The organism is Streptomyces sp. SP17BM10 (genome assembly GCF_036322405.1).
In the GTDB taxonomy this organism is placed as follows: Bacteria; Actinomycetota; Actinomycetes; order Streptomycetales; family Streptomycetaceae; genus Kitasatospora.
Window position 1 is genome coordinate 170,649 of sequence record NZ_JAQYXB010000619.1, and the last position, 22,214, is coordinate 192,862.

Annotated in this window: 16 protein-coding genes and 1 other RNA gene; 3 read left to right on the forward strand and 14 right to left on the reverse strand. The window is 73.4% G+C overall.

Annotation, left to right across the window (positions count from 1 at the left end; translation table 11 throughout):
- Nucleotides 1–226 precede the first annotated feature (226 nt).
- The 3 genes from PUR71_RS24175 to PUR71_RS24185 all read right to left on the reverse strand — a co-directional run bounded on the left by PUR71_RS24175 (nucleotide 227) and on the right by PUR71_RS24185 (nucleotide 2,865).
- A complete protein-coding gene (locus PUR71_RS24175) occupies nucleotides 227–1,837 on the reverse strand; it encodes a beta-N-acetylhexosaminidase (RefSeq protein ID WP_329929181.1) in 1,611 nt (536 codons plus the stop codon).
- A gap of 96 nt (nucleotides 1,838–1,933) precedes the next feature.
- Nucleotides 1,934–2,209 carry a DUF3039 domain-containing protein gene (locus PUR71_RS24180; RefSeq protein ID WP_329929182.1) on the reverse strand — a complete coding sequence of 92 codons (276 nt, stop codon included), beginning with the start codon at nucleotides 2,207–2,209 and terminating at the stop codon, nucleotides 1,934–1,936.
- A 62-nt stretch (nucleotides 2,210–2,271) separates the two neighbouring features.
- Nucleotides 2,272–2,865: a YqgE/AlgH family protein gene (locus tag PUR71_RS24185; RefSeq protein WP_443077541.1), complete on the reverse strand. Its 594-nt coding sequence runs from the start codon at nucleotides 2,863–2,865 to the stop codon at nucleotides 2,272–2,274.
- A gap of 294 nt (nucleotides 2,866–3,159) precedes the next feature.
- On the opposite strand from PUR71_RS24185, the gene murA reads away from it, so the two are divergent.
- Complete coding sequence (gene murA / locus PUR71_RS24190; protein ID WP_329929184.1) at nucleotides 3,160–4,500, forward strand: UDP-N-acetylglucosamine 1-carboxyvinyltransferase; 1,341 nt, start codon at nucleotides 3,160–3,162, stop codon at nucleotides 4,498–4,500.
- A 78-nt stretch (nucleotides 4,501–4,578) separates the two neighbouring features.
- Here murA and PUR71_RS24195 read toward each other — a convergent pair whose 3' ends face one another.
- The 8 genes from PUR71_RS24195 to ftsE form a co-directional block, all read right to left on the reverse strand.
- The gene (locus tag PUR71_RS24195; RefSeq protein ID WP_030242980.1) at nucleotides 4,579–4,863 is read right to left on the reverse strand and encodes an HU family DNA-binding protein; all 285 of its coding nucleotides are present in this window, start codon (nucleotides 4,861–4,863) and stop codon (nucleotides 4,579–4,581) included.
- Nucleotides 4,864–5,377: 514 nt separating this feature from the next.
- On the reverse strand, nucleotides 5,378–6,850 hold the full coding sequence (locus PUR71_RS24200; protein ID WP_329929185.1) for an NAD-dependent malic enzyme: 1,473 nt from the start codon (nucleotides 6,848–6,850) through the stop codon (nucleotides 5,378–5,380).
- A gap of 391 nt (nucleotides 6,851–7,241) precedes the next feature.
- Complete coding sequence (locus tag PUR71_RS24205) at nucleotides 7,242–9,545, reverse strand: HelD family protein (protein ID WP_329929186.1); 2,304 nt, start codon at nucleotides 9,543–9,545, stop codon at nucleotides 7,242–7,244.
- Between the two features lie 128 nt (nucleotides 9,546–9,673).
- Nucleotides 9,674–10,055: a transfer-messenger RNA gene (gene ssrA, locus PUR71_RS24210) on the reverse strand.
- 86 nt (nucleotides 10,056–10,141) lie between these two features.
- Entirely contained in the window at nucleotides 10,142–10,618 is a 477-nt protein-coding gene (smpB, locus tag PUR71_RS24215; RefSeq protein WP_329929187.1) for an SsrA-binding protein SmpB, read from the reverse strand.
- 199 nt (nucleotides 10,619–10,817) lie between these two features.
- A complete protein-coding gene (locus PUR71_RS24220) occupies nucleotides 10,818–11,963 on the reverse strand; it encodes a S41 family peptidase (protein ID WP_329929188.1) in 1,146 nt (381 codons plus the stop codon).
- Between the two features lie 112 nt (nucleotides 11,964–12,075).
- Nucleotides 12,076–12,987: a permease-like cell division protein FtsX gene (gene ftsX, locus PUR71_RS24225; RefSeq protein ID WP_329929190.1), complete on the reverse strand. Its 912-nt coding sequence runs from the start codon at nucleotides 12,985–12,987 to the stop codon at nucleotides 12,076–12,078.
- A 76-nt stretch (nucleotides 12,988–13,063) separates the two neighbouring features.
- Nucleotides 13,064–13,753, reverse strand: coding sequence for a cell division ATP-binding protein FtsE (gene ftsE / locus PUR71_RS24230; RefSeq protein WP_063349173.1), 690 nt, complete (start codon nucleotides 13,751–13,753; stop codon nucleotides 13,064–13,066).
- A gap of 350 nt (nucleotides 13,754–14,103) precedes the next feature.
- Here ftsE and PUR71_RS24235 point away from each other — a divergent pair, with 350 nt between their 5' ends.
- A complete protein-coding gene (locus PUR71_RS24235) occupies nucleotides 14,104–14,298 on the forward strand; it encodes a hypothetical protein (protein ID WP_329929192.1) in 195 nt (64 codons plus the stop codon).
- A 157-nt stretch (nucleotides 14,299–14,455) separates the two neighbouring features.
- Here the strand turns inward: PUR71_RS24235 and prfB are convergent, their stop codons facing one another.
- The 3 genes from prfB to PUR71_RS24250 form a co-directional block, all read right to left on the reverse strand.
- Nucleotides 14,456–15,571 carry a peptide chain release factor 2 gene (gene prfB, locus PUR71_RS24240; protein ID WP_329929193.1) on the reverse strand — a complete coding sequence of 372 codons (1,116 nt, stop codon included), beginning with the start codon at nucleotides 15,569–15,571 and terminating at the stop codon, nucleotides 14,456–14,458.
- An 80-nt stretch (nucleotides 15,572–15,651) separates the two neighbouring features.
- Nucleotides 15,652–16,911, reverse strand: a complete 1,260-nt coding sequence (locus PUR71_RS24245) for a serine/threonine-protein kinase (protein ID WP_329929194.1) — start codon at nucleotides 16,909–16,911, stop codon at nucleotides 15,652–15,654.
- A gap of 215 nt (nucleotides 16,912–17,126) precedes the next feature.
- On the reverse strand, nucleotides 17,127–18,983 hold the full coding sequence (locus PUR71_RS24250; protein WP_329929195.1) for a serine/threonine-protein kinase: 1,857 nt from the start codon (nucleotides 18,981–18,983) through the stop codon (nucleotides 17,127–17,129).
- Nucleotides 18,984–19,365: 382 nt separating this feature from the next.
- Here PUR71_RS24250 and PUR71_RS24255 point away from each other — a divergent pair, with 382 nt between their 5' ends.
- Nucleotides 19,366–22,191, forward strand: a complete 2,826-nt coding sequence (locus PUR71_RS24255) for an FtsK/SpoIIIE domain-containing protein (protein WP_329929196.1) — start codon at nucleotides 19,366–19,368, stop codon at nucleotides 22,189–22,191.
- The last annotated feature ends 23 nt before the right edge of the window (nucleotides 22,192–22,214 follow it).

Below are 22,214 nucleotides of genomic sequence, written 5' to 3' on the forward strand. Positions count from 1 at the left end.
CGTAGGGTACGGGCGATCGGGCCGGGTTGGGCAACTCTGGCACACAATGCTCGATGATCACTTCGGGGCCGGTGAACGGGACTGCCCGTTTGGGGCGGATACCGGGCGGTATCTGCCCCGGCCCGGGCCGGGCCGGAACAGATGTTCATCTGTTCTTGACGTCGGATGACCATCCGGAAGTTCCCCGCGTTCCGGCTCACCGGTGTTCCCCGCCCTGCTCGAACGCCTATCGGACCGGCGGCGGCCCGTCGATCGGACGGCCGACCACGCCGGGCCGGCGCTGCCACGGGTGCGGGCCGTCGGCCGGGCGGTACTCGACGCCGAGCGCGTCCAGGACCGCCAGATGCGCCTCCAGCCGGCGTGCGAAGTCCGGGTAGTCGCGCTCGGCCGGCTCGACGGGCAGGGCGGACCAGGCCACCTCGGCGAAGGCCACGAGCCGCGGGAAGGCCCGGTAGTCGACGTCCCTGGCGGTGTCCGCGAACTCGCTCCACAGATTGGCCTGGGTGCCGATCACCCGCCGGGCGGCGGTCTCGTCGAGTTCCTTCGGCACGGGCTCGAAGCGGTACACGTCCTCCAGCGTCCGGACGAACCCGACCGGGATCGGCTCGTCCGGGCCGTCCGCCTGCCGGTGGTCCAGGTAGACGTGCTGCTCCGGGCACATCACGACGTCGTGCCCGGCGCGCGCGGCCGCGATCCCGCCGCCGAAGCCGCGCCAGGACGAGACGGCGGCGCCCGGCGCGAGGCCGCCCTCCAGGATCTCGTCCCAGCCGATCAGCCGCCGCCCGCGCTCGGCCAGCCAGCGGTCGAAGTGCCGGATGATCCAGCTCTGCAGCTCGTCCTCGTTGGCGAGGCCGAGCTCGCGGATGCGGGTCTGGGCGGCGGCGCTGTCCTTCCACTGCTCCTTCGGACACTCGTCGCCGCCGAGGTGGACGAATTCGGACGGGAAGAGCTCCAGGACCTCCTCCAGCACGCCCTCGAAGAAGCGCAGCGTCGCCTCGGAGGCGTTGAGCACGTTGTGGCTCACGCCCCAGTCCGTCCACACGCCGAGCGCCGAGGTGTCCACGACGTCGGTGTTGCCGAGCTCGGGGTAGGCGGCCACGGCGGCCTGGGCGTGGCCGGGCAGGTCGATCTCCGGCACGACGGTGACCCCGCGCTCGGCCGCGTACGCGACGATCTCGCGCAGGTCGTCCTGGGTGTAGAAGCCGCCGTGCGGCCGGTCGTCGCGGCGCCCGGCGCTGCGGTAGCCGACCATCGAGCGCTCCCGCCACGCGCCGCGCGCGGTCAGCTCCGGGTACCGCTTGATCTCCACCCGCCAGCCCTGGTCGTCGGTCAGGTGCAGGTGCAGGACGTTGAGCTTGTGGACGGCCAGCAGGTCGACGAAGCGCAGCACGTCCGCCTTGGGCAGGAAGTGCCGGGCGACGTCCAGCAGGGCGCCGCGCCAGCCGAAGCGCGGCGCGTCCTCGACGTCCGCGCCGGGCAGCACCCAGCCGGTGCGGCGCAGCGGGGCCCGCCGGAAGGCGTCCGGGCCGAGCAGCCGGCGGACCGTCTGCGCGCCCCACAGCGCGCCGGCCGGACCGCCCGCGGCGATCACCGCGTGGCCGGGGCGGACCGAGATCCGGTACGCCTCGGCGGCCAGCGCGGTGTCGTGGACCAGCTCGACGCCCGCCCCGGGGGCGCCCGGGGCGAACGGCAGCCCGGTGGCGGCGGACAGCGCCGTGCGCAGCCAGCGGGCGGCACCGGCCAGCGCGGGCGGGGCGGTCAGCGTCGTGGCGTCGTCGAGGGGGAAGTCCTCGCCCGGGCGGCGGACGGCACTCGAAGGTGCGGGAATGAGGTCCATCCCGACATCCTGCCCGCACCCGGAACGATTGGCATAGACCACTGCGGAAACGCCGCACCCTGCAAGACAACGGCGCGGTGCGGCGGGCCCGCGGGACTACTTGTCGTCGTCCCCGCCCTGCGGCTTGCCGATGCCGTCGTAGATCTCCTTGCACATCGGGCAGACCGGGTACTTCTTCGGGTCGCGCCCGGGCACCCACACCTTGCCGCAGAGCGCCACCACGGGGGACCCGGAGAGCGCGCTCTCCATGATCTTGTCCTTCTGGACGTAGTGCGCGAAGCGCTCGTGGTCGCCGTCCCCGTTGGAGACCTGGGGGACGGGCTCGACCAGGGTGCCGGTGCCGAGGCCGCGCTCGGGCTCAAGAGTGCTCATGGGTGCCAAGTCTATGGGCGCCCCGGGAAACCGGGCCAGTGTCGCACCGCAGGCCCCCGCGCTCAGTTCAGCGTCGGGTCGTCCGGGTAGGTCGCCAGCAGCGCCAGCGGGCCGCGCTGGCGGCGCAGCACCGAGCGCCACAGCCGCTCCGGCTCGGGGCTGGAGATGTCCCCCGGCTCACAATCCACCAGGTACCAGGCGCCGCTCTCGATCTCCGCCTCCAGCTGGCCGGGCGACCAGCCCGCGTACCCGGCGAAGATCCGCAGCGCGCCCAGGTCGCCGGCCAGCACCTCGGGCGGCGCCTCCAGGTCCACCAGTCCGATCGCGCCGTGCACCCGTCGCCAGCCGAGCGGCTCGCCGGTGCCCGGCTCCCCCGGGGCCACCGCCAGTCCGAGTGCCGAGTCCAGCGCGACCGGCCCGCCCTGGAACACCACGGCCGGCTGGCCGACCAGCCGTCCCCAGCCGTCCAGCACGCTGCCCACCTCGACCGGCGTCGGCCGGTTGAGCACGACGCCGAGCGCCCCCTCGGCGTCGTGGTCGAGGAGGAGCACCACCGCCCGGGCGAAGTTCGGATCGGTGAGCACGGGCGTCGCGACGAGCAGACGGCCGGTGTGGGACCGGCCTCCGTGCGAATGGGCCGCCGTCATGCCACACATGATCCCGCAGAACGGGCGGGCGCGGACACCGCAACACACGAAACCCCGCCACGCCGGACGAACACCCGCACGGGTGCATCGGCGGGCGTGGCGACCCCCGGAGAGAGCACCATCACGGGAGAGGCTCACGGGAACCATCGGGACGCCCACTACCATCTACCTCTGGTGGACGCCCTTATACGGTGCCGACTCGGTTTCGCCGGGGGCCCGAACGCGCCCGTACGACCGGTCCACCACCGGCTCTCTACCGGAGCCCTTCCCCAAACTCCTCTGGCACCCCGGATTGCGAGAACGATGACCGACGACGTCCTGCTGGTCCACGGCGGAAACCCGCTCGAAGGCGAGATCCGCGTCCGCGGTGCGAAGAACCTGGTCCCCAAGGCCATGGTCGCCGCCCTCCTCGGCCAGGGCCCCAGCAGACTGCGCAACGTCCCGGACATCCGCGACGTCAAGGTGGTCCGCGGCCTGCTGCAGCTGCACGGCGTGACCGTGCGCACCGGCGACGAGGACGGCGAGCTGATCCTCGACCCGTCGCACGTCGAGAGCGCGAACGTCGCGGACATCGACGCGCACGCCGGCTCCTCGCGGATCCCGATCCTGTTCTGCGGCCCGCTGCTGCACCGCCTCGGCCACGCCTTCATCCCCGGCCTCGGCGGCTGCGACATCGGCGGCCGCCCGGTCGACTTCCACTTCGAGGTGCTGCGCCAGTTCGGCGCCACCATCGAGAAGCACCCGCAGGGCACCTACCTGGTCGCCCAGCAGCGGCTGCGCGGCACCAAGATCGAGCTGCCCTACCCGTCGGTCGGCGCGACCGAGCAGGTGCTGCTCACCGCCGTCCTCGCCGAGGGCGTCACCGAGCTGCGCAACGCGGCCATCGAGCCGGAGATCGTCGACCTGATCTGCGTGCTGCAGAAGATGGGCGCGATCATCACCCTGGGCACCGACCGCACCATCCTGATCACCGGTGTGGACGAGCTGGGCGGCTACACCCACCGCGCCCTGCCGGACCGTCTGGAGGCCGCCTCCTGGGCCTGCGCGGCGCTCGCCACCAAGGGCGACATCTACGTCCGCGGCGCCCGCCAGCTGGAGATGATGACCTTCCTCAACACCTTCCGGAAGGTCGGCGGCGCCTTCGAGGTGGACGACGAGGGCATCCGCTTCTGGCACCCGGGTGGCGAGCTCAAGGCGATCGCCCTGGAGACGGACGTGCACCCGGGCTTCCAGACCGACTGGCAGCAGCCGCTGGTGGTCGCCCTGACCCAGGCCACCGGCCTGTCCATCGTCCACGAGACGGTGTACGAGTCGCGCCTGGGCTTCACCGGCGCGCTCAACCAGATGGGCGCCCACATCCAGCTCTACCGCGAGTGCCTCGGCGCCACCCCGTGCCGCTTCGGCGCCCGCAACTTCCTGCACTCCGCGGTCGTCTCCGGCCCCTCCAAGCTCATGGGCGCGGAGCTGGTCATCCCCGACCTGCGCGGCGGCTTCTCGTACCTGATCGCGGCGCTCGCGGCCGAGGGCACCTCGACCGTCCACGGCATCGACCTGATCAACCGCGGCTACGAGAACTTCATGGACAAGCTGCGCGACCTCGGCGCCCACGTCGAGCTGCCCAGCGAGCAGCTGGTCGACGCCTGACCGGCCGGCTCCGGCGACGACGGCGAGAGGCCGGGCTCCCCGCGGGGAGCCCGGCCTCTCGGGCGTTCAAGGGGTGGCTCAGGCAGCGCCCTTGGCGGCTTCCTTCAGCTTGGAGCCGGCGCTCACCTTGGCGCTGTAGCCCGCGGCGATCTGGATCGGCTCGCCGGTCTGCGGGTTGCGGGCGGTGCGAGCAGCGCGGTGGGTGCGCTCGAAGGTCAGGAAACCGGGGATGGTGACCTTCTCGTCGCCCTTGGCGACGACCTCGCCGACGATCTCGGCGAAGGCGGCCAGAACGGCGTCGGCGTCCTTGCGGGTCACCTCGGCGCGCTCGGACAGCGCGGCCACCAGCTCACTGCGGTTCATGTGTACTCCTGTGGTCTGTTCGCTTGCGGTGTGCGGGGGCCCATCGGTGCTCCCACCGGGGGGCACCCGGATGGGCCGCAGGTCCGCACACGGTGCTCGTGCAGGCAATGCGTGGTCGCAGGCCGGGTCCGTACCCGATGCCGCACGCCGGAGCCTTCGAAGGGCCCGCCCGCCTGCCTGCCTGGATACGAATCCTGCCCCGACCGGCCCCGAGAAAGCCAATCGGGCCCCGGCCGAGCCACCCGAACATCGCCCGCCCGTCGGAGGTGTGACGCTCCGTCGGCTCCGGCGGACCGGGCGCGAGCGGCGGTCGGGACGACACGCCGGAAGACCAGGGGGACGTTCCGTACTTGTCGGACACGCCTGCCCCGTGCAGGGCTACCGTACGCCCTAGGACTGACAAGCCCAAACACGCCCCTCGCCCTTGTGTCGCAAGGGTTCGGGGCGGGCTTGGGCGAGTACGGGCGCTATCCGGTCATTTGACCGATCCGCGGCGCCGCCGCGGGCTCCCCCGTCAGAGCTTGACGGTGGGGAAGGAGGCCGTGTCGAGGGTGCCGACGATGCCGGGGGTCGGACGGGCCGGCACCGGCTCGCCCTGAGCCCCCGCCAGGGCCGCCTCGCGCACCGCGGAGGCCACCGTCTTGGCGACGTCCTTGTGGAAGACGCTCGGGATGATGTAGTTCGCGTTCAGCTCGTCGTCGCCGACGGTGGTGGCCAGCGCCCGGGCGGCGGCGATCATCATCTCGGTGTTCACGGTGCGGCTCTGGGCGTCCAGCAGGCCGCGGAAGACACCCGGGAAGACCAGCACGTTGTTGATCTGGTTGGGGAAGTCGCTGCGGCCGGTGGCCACCACGGCGGCGGTCTGACGGGCGATCGCCGGGTCGACCTCCGGGTCCGGGTTGGCCAGCGCGAAGACGATCGCGTTCTCGGCCATGGTGGCCAGGTCGTCGCCGTCCAGGACGTTCGGGGCCGACACGCCGATGAAGACGTCCGCGCCCGCCACGGCCTCCTTGAGGCTGCCGGTGCGGCCCGAGCGGTTGGTGTGCTCGGCGATCCAGCGCAGGCTGTCGTTGAGGTCGTCACGGCCCTGGTGGACCACGCCGCGCACGTCGGCGACGGTGGCGTGCTCGACGCCGGCGGCCAGCAGCAGCTTGAGGATCGCGGTGCCGGCGGCGCCGGCGCCCGACATCACCACGCGGATGTCGGCGATGTCCTTGCCGACCACCTTGAGCGCGTTGGTGAGGGCGGCGAGCACCACGATCGCGGTGCCGTGCTGGTCGTCGTGGAAGACCGGGATGTCGAGGGCCTCGCGCAGCCGGGCCTCGATCTCGAAGCAGCGCGGAGCGGAGATGTCCTCCAGGTTGATGCCGGCGAAGCCCGGGGCGATCGCCTTGACGATGGCCACGATCTCGTCGGTGTCCTGGGTGTCCAGGCAGATCGGCCAGGCGTCGATGCCGGCGAAGCGCTTGAACAGGGCCGCCTTGCCCTCCATGACCGGCAGCGCGGCCGCCGGGCCGATGTTGCCCAGGCCCAGCACCGCCGATCCGTCGGTGACGACGGCGACGCTGTTGCGCTTGATGGTGAGGCGGCGGGCGTCCTCGGGGTTCTCGGCGATCGCCATGCACACGCGGGCCACGCCCGGGGTGTAGATCATGGAGAGGTCGTCACGGTTGCGGATGGGCAGCTTGGACGACATCTCGATCTTGCCGCCGAGGTGCATCAGGAACGTCCGGTCCGAGACCTTGCCGATCGACACGCCGTCGATCGCCCGCAGCTTCTCGACGATCTCCTCGCCGTGGGCCACCGAGGAGGCGGCCACGGTCACGTCGATCCGCAGCGCCTCCAGGCCGGAAGCGGTGACGTCGAGGCCGGTGACCGATCCGCCCGAGGACTCGACCGCCGTGGTGATCGCGCTGACCGCGTTGCTTTGGGCCGGGACCTCGAGCCGCACCGTGATCGAGTTGGAGACACTTGGCACCGTCGCCATCGACGCTTCCTTCTTCCGTCCATCGGCAGGTTCAACATTTTGTTGAAGGCATCACCTGCGCATGCTAGACCTCGATCGTCGCACCTACCAGGGCGTAGCCAGAAATAACGTTCATTGAGTGTGTGGACCCCACAAGCGGCCCCCGGGCGGCCGACGGGCGAGTGACAGGAGGGCGACGACGCGGCCCGCGACTTCTTGCCTCTCCGGGCCGATGCGTTACATTGGACGGGACACCGGCTCGATCCAAGCCCCCGGGCCCAACCTTCGTCCCTCAGAGGGACCACTTGCCGCGAGGCGAGCATGGCGGGTCGGTGTCGTAAACGTCTGAAGGCCCCTCACCACCCGGTGAGGGGCCTTCTTCGTGGGCCTCGGACCCGCCGTCAGCCGCGCGTCAGCCGTGCAGCAGCGCGGGCACGCCGGCCGCGTCCGGCAGGTCGTCCGGGCCGGACAGCACGGTCAGCCGCTGGGTCGCGCGGGTGAGCGCCACGTAGAGCACCCGCAGGCCCGCCTCGGACTCCCCGGCGATGCCGGTCGGGTCGGCCACCACGGTCGCGTCGTACTCCAGGCCCTTCGCCTCCAGGCTGCCCAGCGCCACCACGCGCTCGCCCAGGCCCCGGGCCCAACCGGCCGCCTCGGCCCGGCGGTCCATCGGGACGACGATCGCGACGGTGCCGTCCACCTCGGACAGCAGACGCTCCAGCTCCGCCCTGGCGGCCGCGCCGAAGGCCTCCGGCGACGGGTCGGCGGTGGCCGCGAAGCGCGGCTCCACGCCGACGCGGCGCACCGCGCTCGGCGACGGCGTGCCCGGCGCGGCCAGCGCCAGCACCTTGGCCGCCACCTCGGCGATCTCGGCCGGGTTGCGGTAGTTGACGGTCAGCGTGAACCGCCGGCGCTGCTTGCCCGAGAGCACCTCGTCCAGCGCGGCCTGCGCCTCCTGCGGGAACGGCCAGGAGGACTGCGCCGGGTCCCCGACGATCGTCCAGGTCGCCATCCGGGCCCGGCGGCCGATCATCCGCCACTGCATCGGGGTGAGGTCCTGCGCCTCGTCCACGATCACGTGCGCGTACTCCTTGCGCTCCACCGGCTGGCGCTCGCGCTGGCGGGCGCTGCGGTCGGCGAAGGTGGTGACCTCCTCCAGGCCGGTCAGCAGGTCCACCGCGTCCACCTCGCGGACCTTCGGCCGGGCCGGCTCGCCGAGCACCACCTGGAGCTCGTCCACCAGCGCGACGTCGTGCGCCGACAGCGCGCCCTCGCCGGCCGCCGACAGGTGGCGCCAGGAACCCGCCAGCAGCCTCGCCTCGTCCGGGGTGACGGCGCGGCGGGCGATCCGGTTGGTGTGGCGCGCGTGCTTGAGCGTGCCGAGCACCTTGCGCGGGGTCAGCGCCGGCCACCAGGCGTCCAGGAAGTCCAGGAACGACGCCTCGTCCGAGACGTACTCGTCGAAGGACTCCTTCTCCTCCTGGCGCTGCTCGCGGGCGTAGTGGTCGGTGGGCTTCGGCAGGTGCCGGGTGGCCTCCTGCCACAGGGCGTCCAGCAGCAGCCGGCGGGCGCGCGGGCGCAGCAGGTTCAGCGGCGTGCCGCCCGAACCCACCACGTTGCCGCGGACGGCCTTCAGCCGGCCCGCGTCGAGCTTCAGCACCTCGCCGCGGGCGACCACCTTGAGCTCCTGCGGCGCGCCCAGCTCCAGCGCCGCGCGGGCGGCCCGGCGCAGCAGCTGCACCATGCGGCCCGAGCCCTTGACCCGGGCGGCCTCGGGGCTGTCGTAGGTGCCCGCCTCGATGCCGTCCACCAGTGAGCCGACCGCGCGGATGGCGACCTGGCCCTCCTCGCCGAGCGAGGGCAGCACGCCCTCGGTGTAGGAGACCAGCAGCGGGGTCGGCGAGACGACCAGGATGCCCCCGGCGTAGCGCCGGCGGTCCTGGTAGAGCAGGTAGGCGGCGCGGTGCAGGGCGACGGCGGTCTTGCCCGTGCCCGGGCCACCGGTGACCAGCGTGGCCCCGCCCGCGGCGGCGCGGATGACCTCGTCCTGCTCTTTCTGGATGGACGAGACGATGTCGCGCATCGAGTGGCTGCGGGCGCGGCCGAGCGAGGCCATCAGCGCGCCGTCGCCGACGACCGCCAGCTCCTCGCCGTCCAGGGTGGGGGTGAGGTCGGGGCGCAGCAGGTCGTCCTCGACGCCGATCACCTTGCGGCCCTTGGAGCGGATCACCCGGCGGCGGATCACCCGGCCCGGCTCGACCGGGGTGGCGCGGTAGAACGGCGCGGCGGCGGGCGCCCGCCAGTCGATCACCAGCGGGCCGTACTCGGCGTCCAGGACGCCGAGGCGGCCGATGTGCAGGGTCTCGGCCACCGCGGGGTCGGCCGGGTCGAGCGGCGTGTCGGAGGGGATGCCGTGCTCCTCCGGGGCGTCGGCCCGCTGGAGGTCGATCCGGCCGAACAGGAAGTCCTCGAACTCGTTGTTGAGCCGCTGGAGGTGGGCGCCGGCCCGGTAGACCTGGGCATCACGCTCGGCGAGCGCGCCGGGCGTGCCGACGTGGACCCGCTTGGCGGCGTCCTCCAGGATGTACTCGGCCTCGGCGAGCTTCTCCTCGAGCCGGTGGTAGACGGTGTCGAGGTGCTGCTGCTCACCGGCGATCTCGCGCTCGCGCACGGTCTCGTGGTCGGTGGCGGGGGTGGTGTCCGTGTTGCTCTGCATGGCCTCGGTGGTTGCGGCGGAATCCGGCTCCGGAAGACGAGCGGACGGATGATCCTACGCCTCGGCCGCCGGAAACGTGAAGGCCGTCCCCCGCAATGCGGGGGACGGCCTTCACTGTGAACATGGGGTGGTGGAGATGCCGGGAATCGAACCCGGGTCCAGTGGAGTTAATTCAGGGCTTCTCCGAGCGCAGTCCGCTGTGCTTTTCTCGGCCCTGGCGGTCACACGGACAAGCCGCCAACAGGCCCAGCTGCTGTTTTATTTCCCATCCACCCCCGCAGCCCGGGCGGACGGTTGAGTTCCCTAGATTATGCCAGGGTCCGGGTCGGGAACTCCCCGGTCTGACACCCAAGCGCTATCGGTGCTTATTAGGCAGCGAGAGCGAACTGCTGGGAATCGCGCTTAGAGTTGGCGATTATTTTTTTGCGACACGTGGTTAACGAGATCATTGCCGCGTTCCTCGGCTCGCTTCCCCTGTTTCAACATCCCCTGTCGAAACCGATCATCCCCATGTTTTTTTGAGAAACAGCTCGGACGGTGACCGTCCGTGTTGCTGTCGCCATAGTACGCGAGGCGACGGGCGAGGGTCCAGCGGATTAACTCTGACGCCGCCGGGCGGCCGCCACGGCGCGTGCCGTCTCGCGGGTGTCCTGCTTCTCGCGCAGCGTCTGGCGCTTGTCGTACAGCTTCTTGCCGACCGCGAGCGCGAGTTCGAGCTTCACCCGGCCGTCCTTGAAGTACAGCGACAGCGGGATGAGGGTGTGGCCCGCGTCACGGACCTTGGTCTCGATCTTGCGGATCTCCAGCTTGTGCAGCAGCAGCTTGCGCTTGCGCCGCGCGGCGTGGTTGGTCCACGTCCCCTGGGTGTACTCGGGGATGAAGACGTTGTCGATCCAGGCCTCGTGGTTCTGGATGTAGGCGTAGCCGTCGACCAGGTTGGCCCTCCCCTCGCGCAGTGACTTCACCTCGGTCCCGGTGAGCACGAGGCCGCACTCGTAGGTGTCGAGGATCGAGTACTCGTGTCGCGCCTTCTTGTTCTGCGCGATCAGCTTGTGTCCGGTTTCCTTCGCCATCAGACCATTTCTCGATTCGGCGTCGTGGGGCGACGCAGCCCTGATACGGCGACCGCCTGCCCTCGGGCAGCGGGCAGGGCTTGTCCGCGCCTCGGCCGCCGGGCCGAAGGGAAGCCCCCGGCTCCGGCCGTGGGGGAGGAGTCACAGCCCGGTCATTCTCGCACTTCGGACCGGCCGGGGCAGCCCCTTTAGGTCGCCCCTAAGCGCGGGTGCCCAGCCCGGCGAGGACGCGCAGGGCCAGGGCGTCGGCGTCCTCGGAGCCGGACGCGGGGACGTCGGGGGTGAGGCCCGTGCCGTCGAGGGAGCGGCCGGCCGGGGTGTGGTAACGCCCGACGGTCATCTCCAGCACGGCGCCGTCGGCGAGCCGGCTCGGCTGCTGGACGGTGCCCTTGCCGAAGGTCCGCGAGCCCACCACGACGGCGCGGCTGCGGTCCTGGAGCGCGCCGGCGAGCAGTTCGGCGGCGCTCATCGTGCCGCCGTCCACCAGCACCACGAGCGGGGTGCGCTGGTCGCCGCCGGCCGGGGCGGTCAACTCCCTGGTGTCTCCGCGCTCCTGGTACGAGCCGACCGCGCCGCCGTCCAGGAAGGCCCCGGCGGTGGCGACGGCCTCGTCGACCAACCCGCCGGAGTTGCCGCGCAGATCGAGCACCACGCCGGTGTGCGGGGCGCGCAGCGCGGCGCGCAGCTGCTCGGCCACGCCGGTGGTGAAGGCCCGCACGACGATCCGCAGCGCGCCCTTGTCCAGGTGTTCCGCGGTGACCTGCTGGCTGTCCAGAAGCGCCCGGCGAAGCCGCAGTTCGCGCACCTCGCCGTCGCCGCGGCGGACGTCGAGGGTGACCTCGGAGCCGGCCCTGCGCTCGCCGTCGCGCCCGCGCAGCCGGGCCACGACCTCGGTGACCGGCAGGCGGTCGGCCTGGTCGGCGTCGATCCTCAGCAGCCGGTCGCCGGGGGCGATCCCGGCCGCGGCGGCCGGCCCGCCCGGGGCGACCTGGGACACCTCGGTGACGCCGTCCTCGCCGCGGCCCACCGACAGGCCCACCCCGAGGTAGCGGCCGTCCAGGCCCTGGCTGAACTCCGCGTACTCCTGGGCGCTGTAGTACGCCCCCCAGCGGTCGCCGCTGGCGCCGAGCAGGTGCTCGGCCTGCTGCTCGGAGAGCGAGCTGCCGGCCGGGTCCGCGGTGACGCCGGGGGCGACGGAGGCGGGCCGGACGGTGTCCGCGGACGGACGGCGCGGCGGTGCGCTCGGGTCCCCCCAGGCGCCGGTGGCGGCCCCGGCCAGCAGCACGGCTCCGAACACCAGGCTGAGGGTGGCCACCTGACGTGCCCTGCGTGGAGTTTCCAGCATGGCATCGGAGTGTAGACACCGCGCGCGGCGCCGCGGGCCGGAACGGCCGAGCGCGGAACGACGGCGGCCCCGGACGGCGCAGTGCCGTCCGGGGCCGCCCGGGGCCGGGGGATCAGACCTTGAGGTACTTGCGCAGCGTGAAGAACGCCGCGACACCGGCCATCGCCATACCCACGACGACCAGCAGCGGGATCACCGCCAGCACCGAGCTCAGCCCGATGAAGTGGATGAACTGCACCCGGTCGGCCAGCCAGTTCTGGACGAAGAAGTGCCCGCCGAGCAGCAGTCCGGAGGCCATCACGGCCCCGAGCAGCGCGGAGAACGCGGCCTCCGCGATGAACGGCATCTGGACGTAGAAGTTGGAGGCGCCGACCAGGCGCATGATGCCGGTCTCACGCCGCCTGCTGTACGCCGACACCCGGACGGTGTTGACGATCAGCAGCAGGGCGACGAACAGCATCAGCACCATGATGACGAAGGCCGCCGTCTGCAGACCGTTCAGCAGGCCGAAGAGGTTCTCCAGGATCTTCCGCTGGTCCTCGACCGACTTGACGCCGGGCTTGCCGGCGAAGGCGCTCTGGATGACGTCGTACTTCGTCGGGTCGTTGAGCTTCACCCGCCAGGACTGCGGCATCGCGTCCGGGCCCAGGACGGAGATGAGCGGGTTGTCCGGGTTCATCTCCTTCCAGTGCTTGTACGCCTCGGCCGAGCTCTCGAAGGTCGACGACTGGACCACCGAGTCCATCTTGTCCAGCTGGGCCTTGACGTCCTGCACCTGCTGGTCGGTGGCCGCGCCCTGCCCGCACTGCGGCGAGTTCCGGGCGTCGGACTTGGTGCAGAAGTAGATGCTCACCTCGACCTTGTCGTACCAGTACCCCTTCATGGAGTTCACCTGGTCGCGGACCAGGAGCGAGGAACCGGCGAGGGCGAGGGAGAGCGCGACGCTGACGACGACCGCGATGGTCATGGTCAGGTTGCGGCGGAGACCCACACCGATCTCCGACAGGACGAACTGGGCGCGCATGCGTGTAACAACTCCAGGGTCGGTACTGCTGGTCGGACGGCTCGGGCCGGCGGCCCTACGGTTCAGCGGGGGTGGGTCAGTGCTGGTATCCGTAGACGCCGCGGGCCTGGTCGCGGACCAGCAGGCCCTTGTCGAGCTCGATGACGCGCTTGCGCATCTGGTCGACGATGGCCTGGTCGTGGGTCGCCATCAGCACCGTGGTGCCGGTGCGGTTGATGCGGTCGAGCAGCTTCATGATGCCGACCGAGTTCTGCGGGTCGAGGTTGCCGGTGGGCTCGTCCGCGATCAGCAGCATCGGCCGGTTCACGAACGCGCGGGCGATCGCGACGCGCTGCTGCTCACCACCGGAGAGCTCGCCCGGCATACGGTCCTCCTTGCCGCCGAGGCCGACCAGCTCCAGCACCTCGGGCACCACCTTGTTGATGGCGCTCTTGGGCTTGCCGATCACCTCGAGGGCGAAGGCGACGTTCTGCGCGACGGTCTTGTTGGGCAACAGGCGGAAGTCCTGGAAGACGGTGCCAAGCTGGCGGCGCATGTGCGGCACCTTCCAGTTGGACAGCTTGCCCAGGTCCTTGCCGAGCACGTGCACCTCACCCGTGGAGGGGCGCTCCTCGCGCAGGCACAGGCGCAGGAAGGTGGACTTGCCCGAGCCGGACGAGCCGACCAGGAAGACGAACTCACCCTTCTCGATCTCCAGCGAGACGTTGTCCAGGGCGGGACGGTTCTGCTTGGGATAGGTCTTGGAGACGTTGTCGAATCTGATCACGGCTGCATCACGGAGGCCATCCTAGGCGGCGCCAGTCCTCGGTCGGTCCGCCCCTGTGGGCCCGGTCCGGGGGCGGGCGACGGGAACGGAAAGGGCCGCTCCCGGCTTGGGACCATACGCGAATCCGCCGTCGGCCCGCAGGGCCCGGAGCGGACGGCTACCGGAGGTTGGGGGAGAACGTCCCCTTATGCCCCGAAAATTGCGAGGCATCTCACAGCCCGGGAGCCGGAACGGTCAGAACCTGGCAGAGTGGAGGGAGCGACCGTGCCCGGCCGCTCCCCCGCACAGGGCACGCGAAGGAACCAAAGCCCCGTCCGGTGCGTTGGTTCTAGCAGCGAGGAGGAGATCGCATGACCTGCGACCATCTGGTGTGCGCCAACTGCAACGGACGCGTGAGCGAGGGCCGTTGCCCGGTGTGCCGCGCCAACCGGGCCCGGCTGCAGGAGCAGCAGGGTCCGTTCGCCGCGCTCTCCCCCGCGATGCTGCTGGCCCTGCTGGCGGGACTGCTCGCGGTGGCGCTGATCGCCCGGCAGGCGCTGGCCTGAGGCACGACGACACGGACCGAACGAAAGGGCCCCCGACCGATCCCGGTCGGGGGCCCTTCTCCGTGTTCGCCCGATCACCGGGCGCTGGTCTCGCGCTGCCCGCGCCGGCGGATGCTGGCCTCGATGCTGTGCTCGATCTTCATCGAGGCCGGGATCCTCACGCCTCGTTCGAGGTCTCCCGCTGCTTCCTCCAGCGGATGCCGGCCTCGATGAAGCCGTCGATGTCGCCGTCCAGGACGGCCTGCGGGTTGCCGGCCTCGAAGGCGGTCCGGACGTCCTTGACCATCTGGTACGGGTGCAGGACGTAGGAGCGCATCTGGTTGCCCCAGGAGCTGCCGCTGTCCTTGAGGGCGTCCATCGCGGCCTTCTCCTCCTGGCGGCGCCGCTCGAGCAGCTTGGCCTGGAGGACGTTCATCGCGGACGCCTTGTTCTGGATCTGCGAGCGCTCGTTCTGGCAGGAGACCACGATGCCGGTCGGGAGGTGCGTGATGCGCACCGCCGAGTCGGTGGTGTTGACGCCCTGGCCGCCGGGGCCGGAGGCGCGGTAGACGTCCACGCGCAGGTCACCCTCGTCGATGTCGACGTGGTCGGACTGCTCGACGACCGGGAGCACCTCGACGCCGGCGAAGGAGGTCTGCCGGCGGCCCTGGTTGTCGAACGGCGAGATGCGGACCAGGCGGTGGGTGCCCTGCTCCACCGAGAGCGTGCCGTAGGCGTAGGGCGCCTTGACGGTGAAGGTCGCGGACTTGATGCCGGCCTCTTCGGCGTACGAGGTGTCGTACACCTCGGTCGGGTACCCGTGCCGCTCGGCCCAGCGCAGGTACATGCGCATGAGCTGCTCGGCGAAGTCGGCGGCGTCGACGCCACCGGCCTCGGCGCGGATGTTGATCAGCGCCTCGCGGGCGTCGTACTCGCCGGACAGGAGGGTGCGGACCTCCAGCTCCTCGACGGCCTTCTGGAGCGACTTGAGCTCGGTCTCGGCCTCGGCGCGGGTGTCCGCGTCGTCCTCGGCCTCGGCCAGCTCGAACAGCACGCCCAGGTCGTCGATGCGGCTGCGCAGGCCCTCGACCCGGCGCAGTTCGCCCTGGAGGAAGGAGAGCCGGCTGGTCACCTTCTGCGCGTTCGCGACGTCGTCCCACAGGGTGGGGGCGGCTGCCTCCTCCTCCAGGACCGCGATGTCGGCCCGGATCTTGTCCAGGTCGAGGACGGCCTCGATCGACCCCATGGTCGATTCGAGGTTCTTGAGCTCTTCGGAAGGATCGACGGCTGCCACGCCCCCAGCGTAATGGTTCCGGGGGTGGTCATGACGACACCGGGGTCCTCCGGCCGCCCGGGACGGGTGCCGCAGGGGTCCTAGGGGGCCCGCGGGGCGGTGCTGTGGACGGCCGGGCGGGCCGGGTGGCCGCGGTCCGGGGTGGTGGCGGCGAAGGCCGTCCAGGCCGCGGCGGCGCCCGCCAGCAGCAGGACGGTGGCCAGCACGACGGCGAGCAGCCGGCGGCGGCGCAGCAGGGCCTGGCGGTCGCGGCGGTGGCCGGCGCCGGGGGCCGTGCGCTGGGCGCGCGACTCGGCGGCGTAGGCGGCCAGCTCCTCCGCGGACGGGCGGCGCAGGCTGGTGTGGGTGTCCCGGGTGGAGTCCGGGACGACGCCGGGCACCAGCGGGACGGCCGGGCCGCGGCGGCGCTTGTGGGCGCCGGGGGCGGCGTCCACCTCGGCGTAGACGGCCTCGCCGGGGGTGATCGCCTCCTCCGCCGGGGCGCGGCCCTGCGACGGGACGGCGAGCACCGGCAGTCCGGCCAGCGCGGGCAGCTGCTCGCGCAGCCGGGCGGCGAGCTCGGCGGCGCGCAGCCGGGAGGCGGGGGCCTTGGCCAGGCACTCGGAGACGATCCGCCACAGCCCGTCCGGCAGGCCGGGGATCGGCGGCACCTGCTCGGTGACGTGGCGGCGCAGCACGGCGCCGGTGTGGCCGCCGCCGAAGGGGGTGAAGCCGGCCAGCAGCTCGTAGAGCACGGTCGCGAGGGCGTAGATGTCGACGGCGGCGCGCGGCTCCAGGCCCTCGATGATCTCGGGGGCGAGGTAGTCGGGGGTGCCGATGATCCGGGTGGCCCGGGTGCGGCGCGGGGCGTCCACCAGGCGCGCCACGCCGAAGTCGGTGAGCTTGGCGCGCGGGGCGCCGCCGGGGCCGGGAGCGGCGGCGAGGTCGAGCAGGACGTTCTCCGGCTTGACGTCGCGGTGGACGATGCCGGCCGCGTGCGCGGCGGCCAGGCCGTCGGCGACGTCGGCGATGACCGAGGCGGCGGTCTGCGGGGGCAGGGCGCCGTCGCGTTCGAGCCGGGAGCGCAGGTCGGTGCCCTGGACGAGCTCCATGACCAGGGCGAGGTCGCTGCCGTCCACGACCATGTCGCGCACGCCGACCACCCGGGGGTGGTCGAGGCTGGTCAGCGCGGCGCGCTCCTGGACGAAGCGGCCGACCAGCACCTGGTCGGCGGCCAGGTCCTCGCGCAGCAGCTTGACCGCCACCGGGCCGTCCGGCCCCTCACCGAGCCAGACCGTCCCGGCCGAACCCCGGCCGATCACCTGGTGGACGGTGTACCGGCTGCCGATCTTGCGTGCCAATGCTGCTCCGTGGGCGGCGCGGGAGCGCGTCCGGGGGTCCGGTGCGCTCGGTGGGGCGGGACAACACCGACCAACCTACGCGCCCCGACCCCCCTCGCGGGCCGCCTGAGGGCCCCGGGGCGGCACTCGCGGGCGAGAAATCTTCGAAATTGTCGACAAAGCGTCAATCCCGCTGTCCGGGCGCCCGCCGGAGGACGGCCGACCCCGGCGGAGCGTCAGTTCTTGGCGCTGTCGACGAGGTTGGTCACCCAGTCGTAGGCCGTGTGGTACCAGCTCTGGACGTTGTCCCAGTAGTGCGGCAGCGGCGTGAAGTTCCACAGCGCCACGGCGGCGATCGCCAGCACCACCAGGACCATCAGGCAGCCCTTGAGGCAGCCGAGCCCCGGGATGTACATCCGGTTGCGGCTGCGCGGGCGCCGCTCGCGCGGCGGGGCGGGCTCGCGGCGCGACGGCGCCGGCGGCTCCTCTCGGCGCTGCGGGGCCTCCCGGCGCTGCGGCGCGGGCGGCTCCGCCCGGCGCACCGGGGTGGGCGGGGGCGGCGGCGGGTAGCCGGCCTGCGAGCGGCCGTAGCCCTCGGGGGCCTGCCGGTAGCCGCCGGGCGGCTGCGGACGGCCGCCCTGGCCCGGCTGGCCCCCCTGGTTCGCCTGGTAGGGCGGCGGGGCCACCGGCGGCCGCTGGGCGTACCCGGGCGGCGTCGGGCCCTGGCGGCGCTGGTCGGGGCGGGGGCCACCGGGCTCCTGGGGCTGGTAGGCCCCGGGGTACCCGCCCTGGCCCGGGTATCCGCCCTGGCCGCCCTGGCCCGCCTGGTAGGGCTGCGGGGCGACCTGCGGCTCGTCGAAGTCCTCCGGCCCGAAGTAGCCGACCTGCGTCTGCTGGTTGCGGTCCCGCGCGGCGCGCAGCTGCGTCTGCCACGGGTGCGGCGCCTCCTCCTGCGGCGGGCCCGGCGGGGGCGGCGGCACCGCGGTGGGCGGCATCACCTGCGTGCGGTCCGCGCTGCCGTACGGCGGCGCGGGCGGCGGCTGGGTGCCCATCACCCGGGTCGCCGCGGCCGGGTCGAACTGCGGCGCGCCCGGTCCGCCTGCGGGCAGCACCTGGGTGCGGTCCTCGCTCGGGGGCGAGAACGGCGCGCCCGTGGCCGTGCCCGGCACCTCGGTCGGCTGCGGGTCCGGCATCAGCAGCGCGCCGACCGCGATCGCCGCGTCCACGGCCGCCGGGGAGGCGTGCACGCCGACGCCCGCCGCCACCACGCGCAGCGCCCGCGCCAGCGAGGTCGCGGACGGCCGCTGCGCCGGCTCCTTGCGCAGGCAGCGCTCGATCACCGTCCACAGCGGCTCGGGCATCGTGCTGGGCCGCTGCGGCTCCTGGGCCAGGTGCGCCTGGAGGACCGCGAGCGCGCCGTCGCCCTGGAACGGCTGGCGGCCGGTGACCAGCTCGTACAGCATGATCCCGGCGCCGTAGACGTCGACGGCGGAGGTCTGGGCGCGGCCCTCGGCGGACTCCGGGGCGACGTAGGCGGGCGTGCCGACGAACTCGTGGGTGCGGGTGATGCCCGGGGAGTCGGCGAGGCGGGCGATGCCGAAGTCGGTCAGCATCGGGTGCATCTGCTCGGTGCCGTCCACCAGGACGGAGGCGAGCAGGACGTTCGCCGGCTTGAGGTCGCGGTGGACGATGCCGTCGGCGTGGCTGGCCGCGAGCGCGTCCGCGACCTGGGCCATCAGCAGGGCGCCGGCGATCGGGCTGAACGGGCCGTTGGAGCGCAGGTAGCGGGCCAGGTCGGGGCCCTCGACGAGGTCCATCACGAGGGCCAGCAGCTCGCCCTCGACGACCAGGTCGCGCACCCGGACGATGTTCGGGTGGGTGAGCCGCAGCAGCAGGGAGCGCTCGCGCAGGAAGCGCATCACGACGTCGGGGTCGGCGGCCAGTTCCTCGCGCAGCACCTTGATCGCCACGGCCTGGCCGGGCTCGCCGCCCGGCACGTCGGCGTCCGCGCGCACCCGCCCGCGCCAGACGGTGCCGGTGGCCCCCCGCCCGAGGGTCTCCTCAAGCACATACTTGCTGCCGACTGGCCGCACCTGTCGCACTCCTCGCCGTGCCGCCCGCGCGGGGCGCTCCTCCGCCGGTGCGGTGAGCCTGCCGGGCCCCTGTGTGCGGCCACTCTAACGGTGTCCGTTCGGGTTTCGGAGGCGACCGGCAGGCCGTCCGAGCGGTCTCGGGGACGGGTTGGGGGACATCCCCTAGGGAAGGGTCACGGGCACCGCCGGAGCACCGGTTGACCTGACCCTGCGCCACCTCCAACATGGCGATCATCGCAAGATCGTCAAATCCGGTACCGTGCGCGGACCGTCGGTGACGGATGGCAGGATGGACACTCGCCACTCTTGTGGCCCAGCGGCCGCCCGAGCCGCGAGGCAGCGGTACCAGGCTTCACATCAGCAGAAGGGAACCGCGGGCGAGATGCAGATCCGGCTGACCGTCCTCCGACCGCGCAGCGGCCCGACCGCCGCCGGCACCGCCATCCCCTACGTGGACGTACTGGTCACCGCACCCGTGGGCACCGCGCTCGGCGCCCTCGCGGGCGCGCTCGCCGGCGCCGTGGGCGTGCGCGGGCCCCGGGCCGCCACCCACGTGCACCTCTACGCCGGGGCGCACCGGGTGGACGAGCACACCCTCCTCGGCCATCCCCCGCTGCTCGACGGTGCGGTCCTCAGCCTCAACGAGCCGGACCCGACCGCCGACGACCCCGACGACGCCGCGGCCGCCGCCGAACTGCGCGTGGTGGGCGGTCCCGACGCCGGCGGCGTGCACCGCCTGCACGGCCGGGAGATCCGGGTCGGCCGCTCCGGCGAGGCCGACGTCCCGCTCGACGACCCGGACGTCTCCCGGCTGCACCTGTCCCTGCACCTCGCCGAGGACGGCCGGGTCACCGTCCGCGACCTCGGCTCCACCAACGGCACCACCCTGGACGGCCGGATCGTGCCGCCCGGCCCGCTGGAGGAGGCCGTCCCGCTCGACCCCGGCGCCCTGCTGCGGATCGGCGAGTCCACCCTCCAGCTCGCCGCCCCCGAACCCGGCGGGGCCGCCCGCGCCGCCGTCCCGGACGGCCACGGCCACCTCCAGCTCGCCGCCCCCGGCCCGGTCCGGCCCGCACCGCCCGTCGCCGAGCCGCCCGCCGTCCCCGAGCCCGCCGCGGGCCGCGGCCGCGGACTGCTCTCGCTGCGGCTCGGCCGCACGGCCGAACCGCCCGGCCAGGAGAGCGCCGAGCGCCACCACACCGCCGTCCGGATCCGCCAGGCCGCCGCCCAGCGCGAACGCTGGCCCGACCTCGCCACCCTCCTGCTCAACGCGGTCGGCCCCGGCCCCCGGCTCTGGGAGCGCGGCCCCGGCCACCCCGACGCGCTCACCCTGCGCCTGGGCACCGCCGACCGCCCCGGCGGCCCCGGCACCACCCCCGGCACGACGCTGCCCGCCGTCCCCGTCACCCTCGACCTGCAGACCGCCGGCAGCCTCGGCCTCAGCGGCCCGCGCGAGCGCCTGGACGCGCTCACCCGCGCCGTCGTCGCCCAGCTCGCCGCCCTGCACCCGCCGAGCGGCCTGAGCCTCGTCGTCGTCGACGCCGACCACGCCCGCACCCCGCAGGACCGCGTCGACACCTGGGCCTGGGCCCTCTGGCTGCCCCACCTGCGCCCCGTCGAGGGCCAGGACTGCCGCCTGCTGCTCGGCCTCGACGACGAACAGGCCACCGCCCGGCTCACCGAGCTGACCGCCCGGCTCAGCGGCCCGGTCGGCCTCGGCGGCCACCCCGCCACCGTCGTCGTGGTCGACGGCCGCCCGCCCACCGAGAGCGCCCGGCAGGCGCTCGACCTGCTGCTGCGCCAGGGCCCGGCGGTCGGCATCTTCCCGGTCTGCCTCGCCGAGCAGCCCGAGCTGCTGCCCCGCGGCATCGGCGCCACCGCCCTGATCACCGGCGAGGTCGGCACCCACCTCTCGCTCGACCGCCCGGTCGCCCGCGGCCGCGAGACCCTGCACGAGGTCTCACTGGACGCCGTCTCCGACACCTGGGCCGAGCGGCTGGCCCGGCTGCTCGCCCCGCTGCGCGAGGCCGCCCCGGCCGCCCGCGGCCCCCTGCCGGACGCGCTGCGGCTGCTCGACCTGCTGCAGCTCGACACCGTCACCCCCGCCAAGCTCTCCGCCCGCTGGGACGCCCACGCCGGCGGCATCGGCGCCGCGACCGCGCTGCTCGGCACCACCCGTGACGAGCTCTGCACGCTGGACCTCGCCGATCCCGAACTGGCCCTCCCCTCCCCCGACCCGGGCGGCCCGCACCTGCTGATCGGCGGCGCCCGCGGCTCCGGCAAGACGGAGCTGCTGCGCACGCTGGTCGCCTCGCTCGCCGTCTCCGAGCGGCCCGAGCGGCTGGCCGTCACGATCGTCGAGGGCCGCGCCACCGAGGGCGGGCTGGACGGCTGCACCGAGCTCCCGCACGTCACCGGCCGGGTCAACGCCGCCTCCGACCCGCGCCAGGCGCTGCTCGCCGCAGAGGCGCTCGAGGACGAACTCGCGCTGCGGGAGCGGCTGTTCGACGGCCTCGACTTCGCCTCCTGGCACGCCACCCGGATCCTGGACGGCCAGCACGGCCTCGACGCCCAGCACGGCCCGGACGCCCCGCAGGTGCCGGTGCCCGCCGTCGTCGGGGCCGCCGCGGCCGCCGGACCCCGGATCATCGGACCGCGCAGCGCCGACGGCCCCCGGCCCGCCGCCGCCCCCGGAGCCCCCGTCCCCGCCCGGCTGGTCGTCGTGGTCGACGACTACGACGCACTGCTCTCCCCCACCTCCCCGGCCGGCCGCCCGCTGGCCCGCGCGCTCGCCGCCGTCGCCCGCCGCGGCGGCCCGCTCGGCATCCACCTCGCGGTCACCACCGGCCGGCCCGAGGAGAGCGCCGGCACCGAGGTGGACGAGGCCGCCCTGCTCCGGATCGCCCTGCGCACCGAGGACCCGGCCGACTCCGACCTGCTGATCCACCTGGGCGACGCCGCCGCCCTCCCCGAGGACACCCCGGGCCGCGGCTACCTGCGGCTGCCGGACGGCGGCGTCTGCGCCTTCCAGACCGCCCGGATCAGCGGACGCATCCCGCGCACCGCGACCCTGCGCCCGACGGTCGTCGCGATAGACCCGCTCCAGCTCGGAGCCCCGCCCGCCCGCCGCCCGGTCCGCGAACTCGGCAACGGCCCGACGGACCTGGCACTCCTCGCCAGCGCCCTCCAGCGCGCGGCGACCCGCTGACGGCGCGGCCCTGTGCGGGCTGC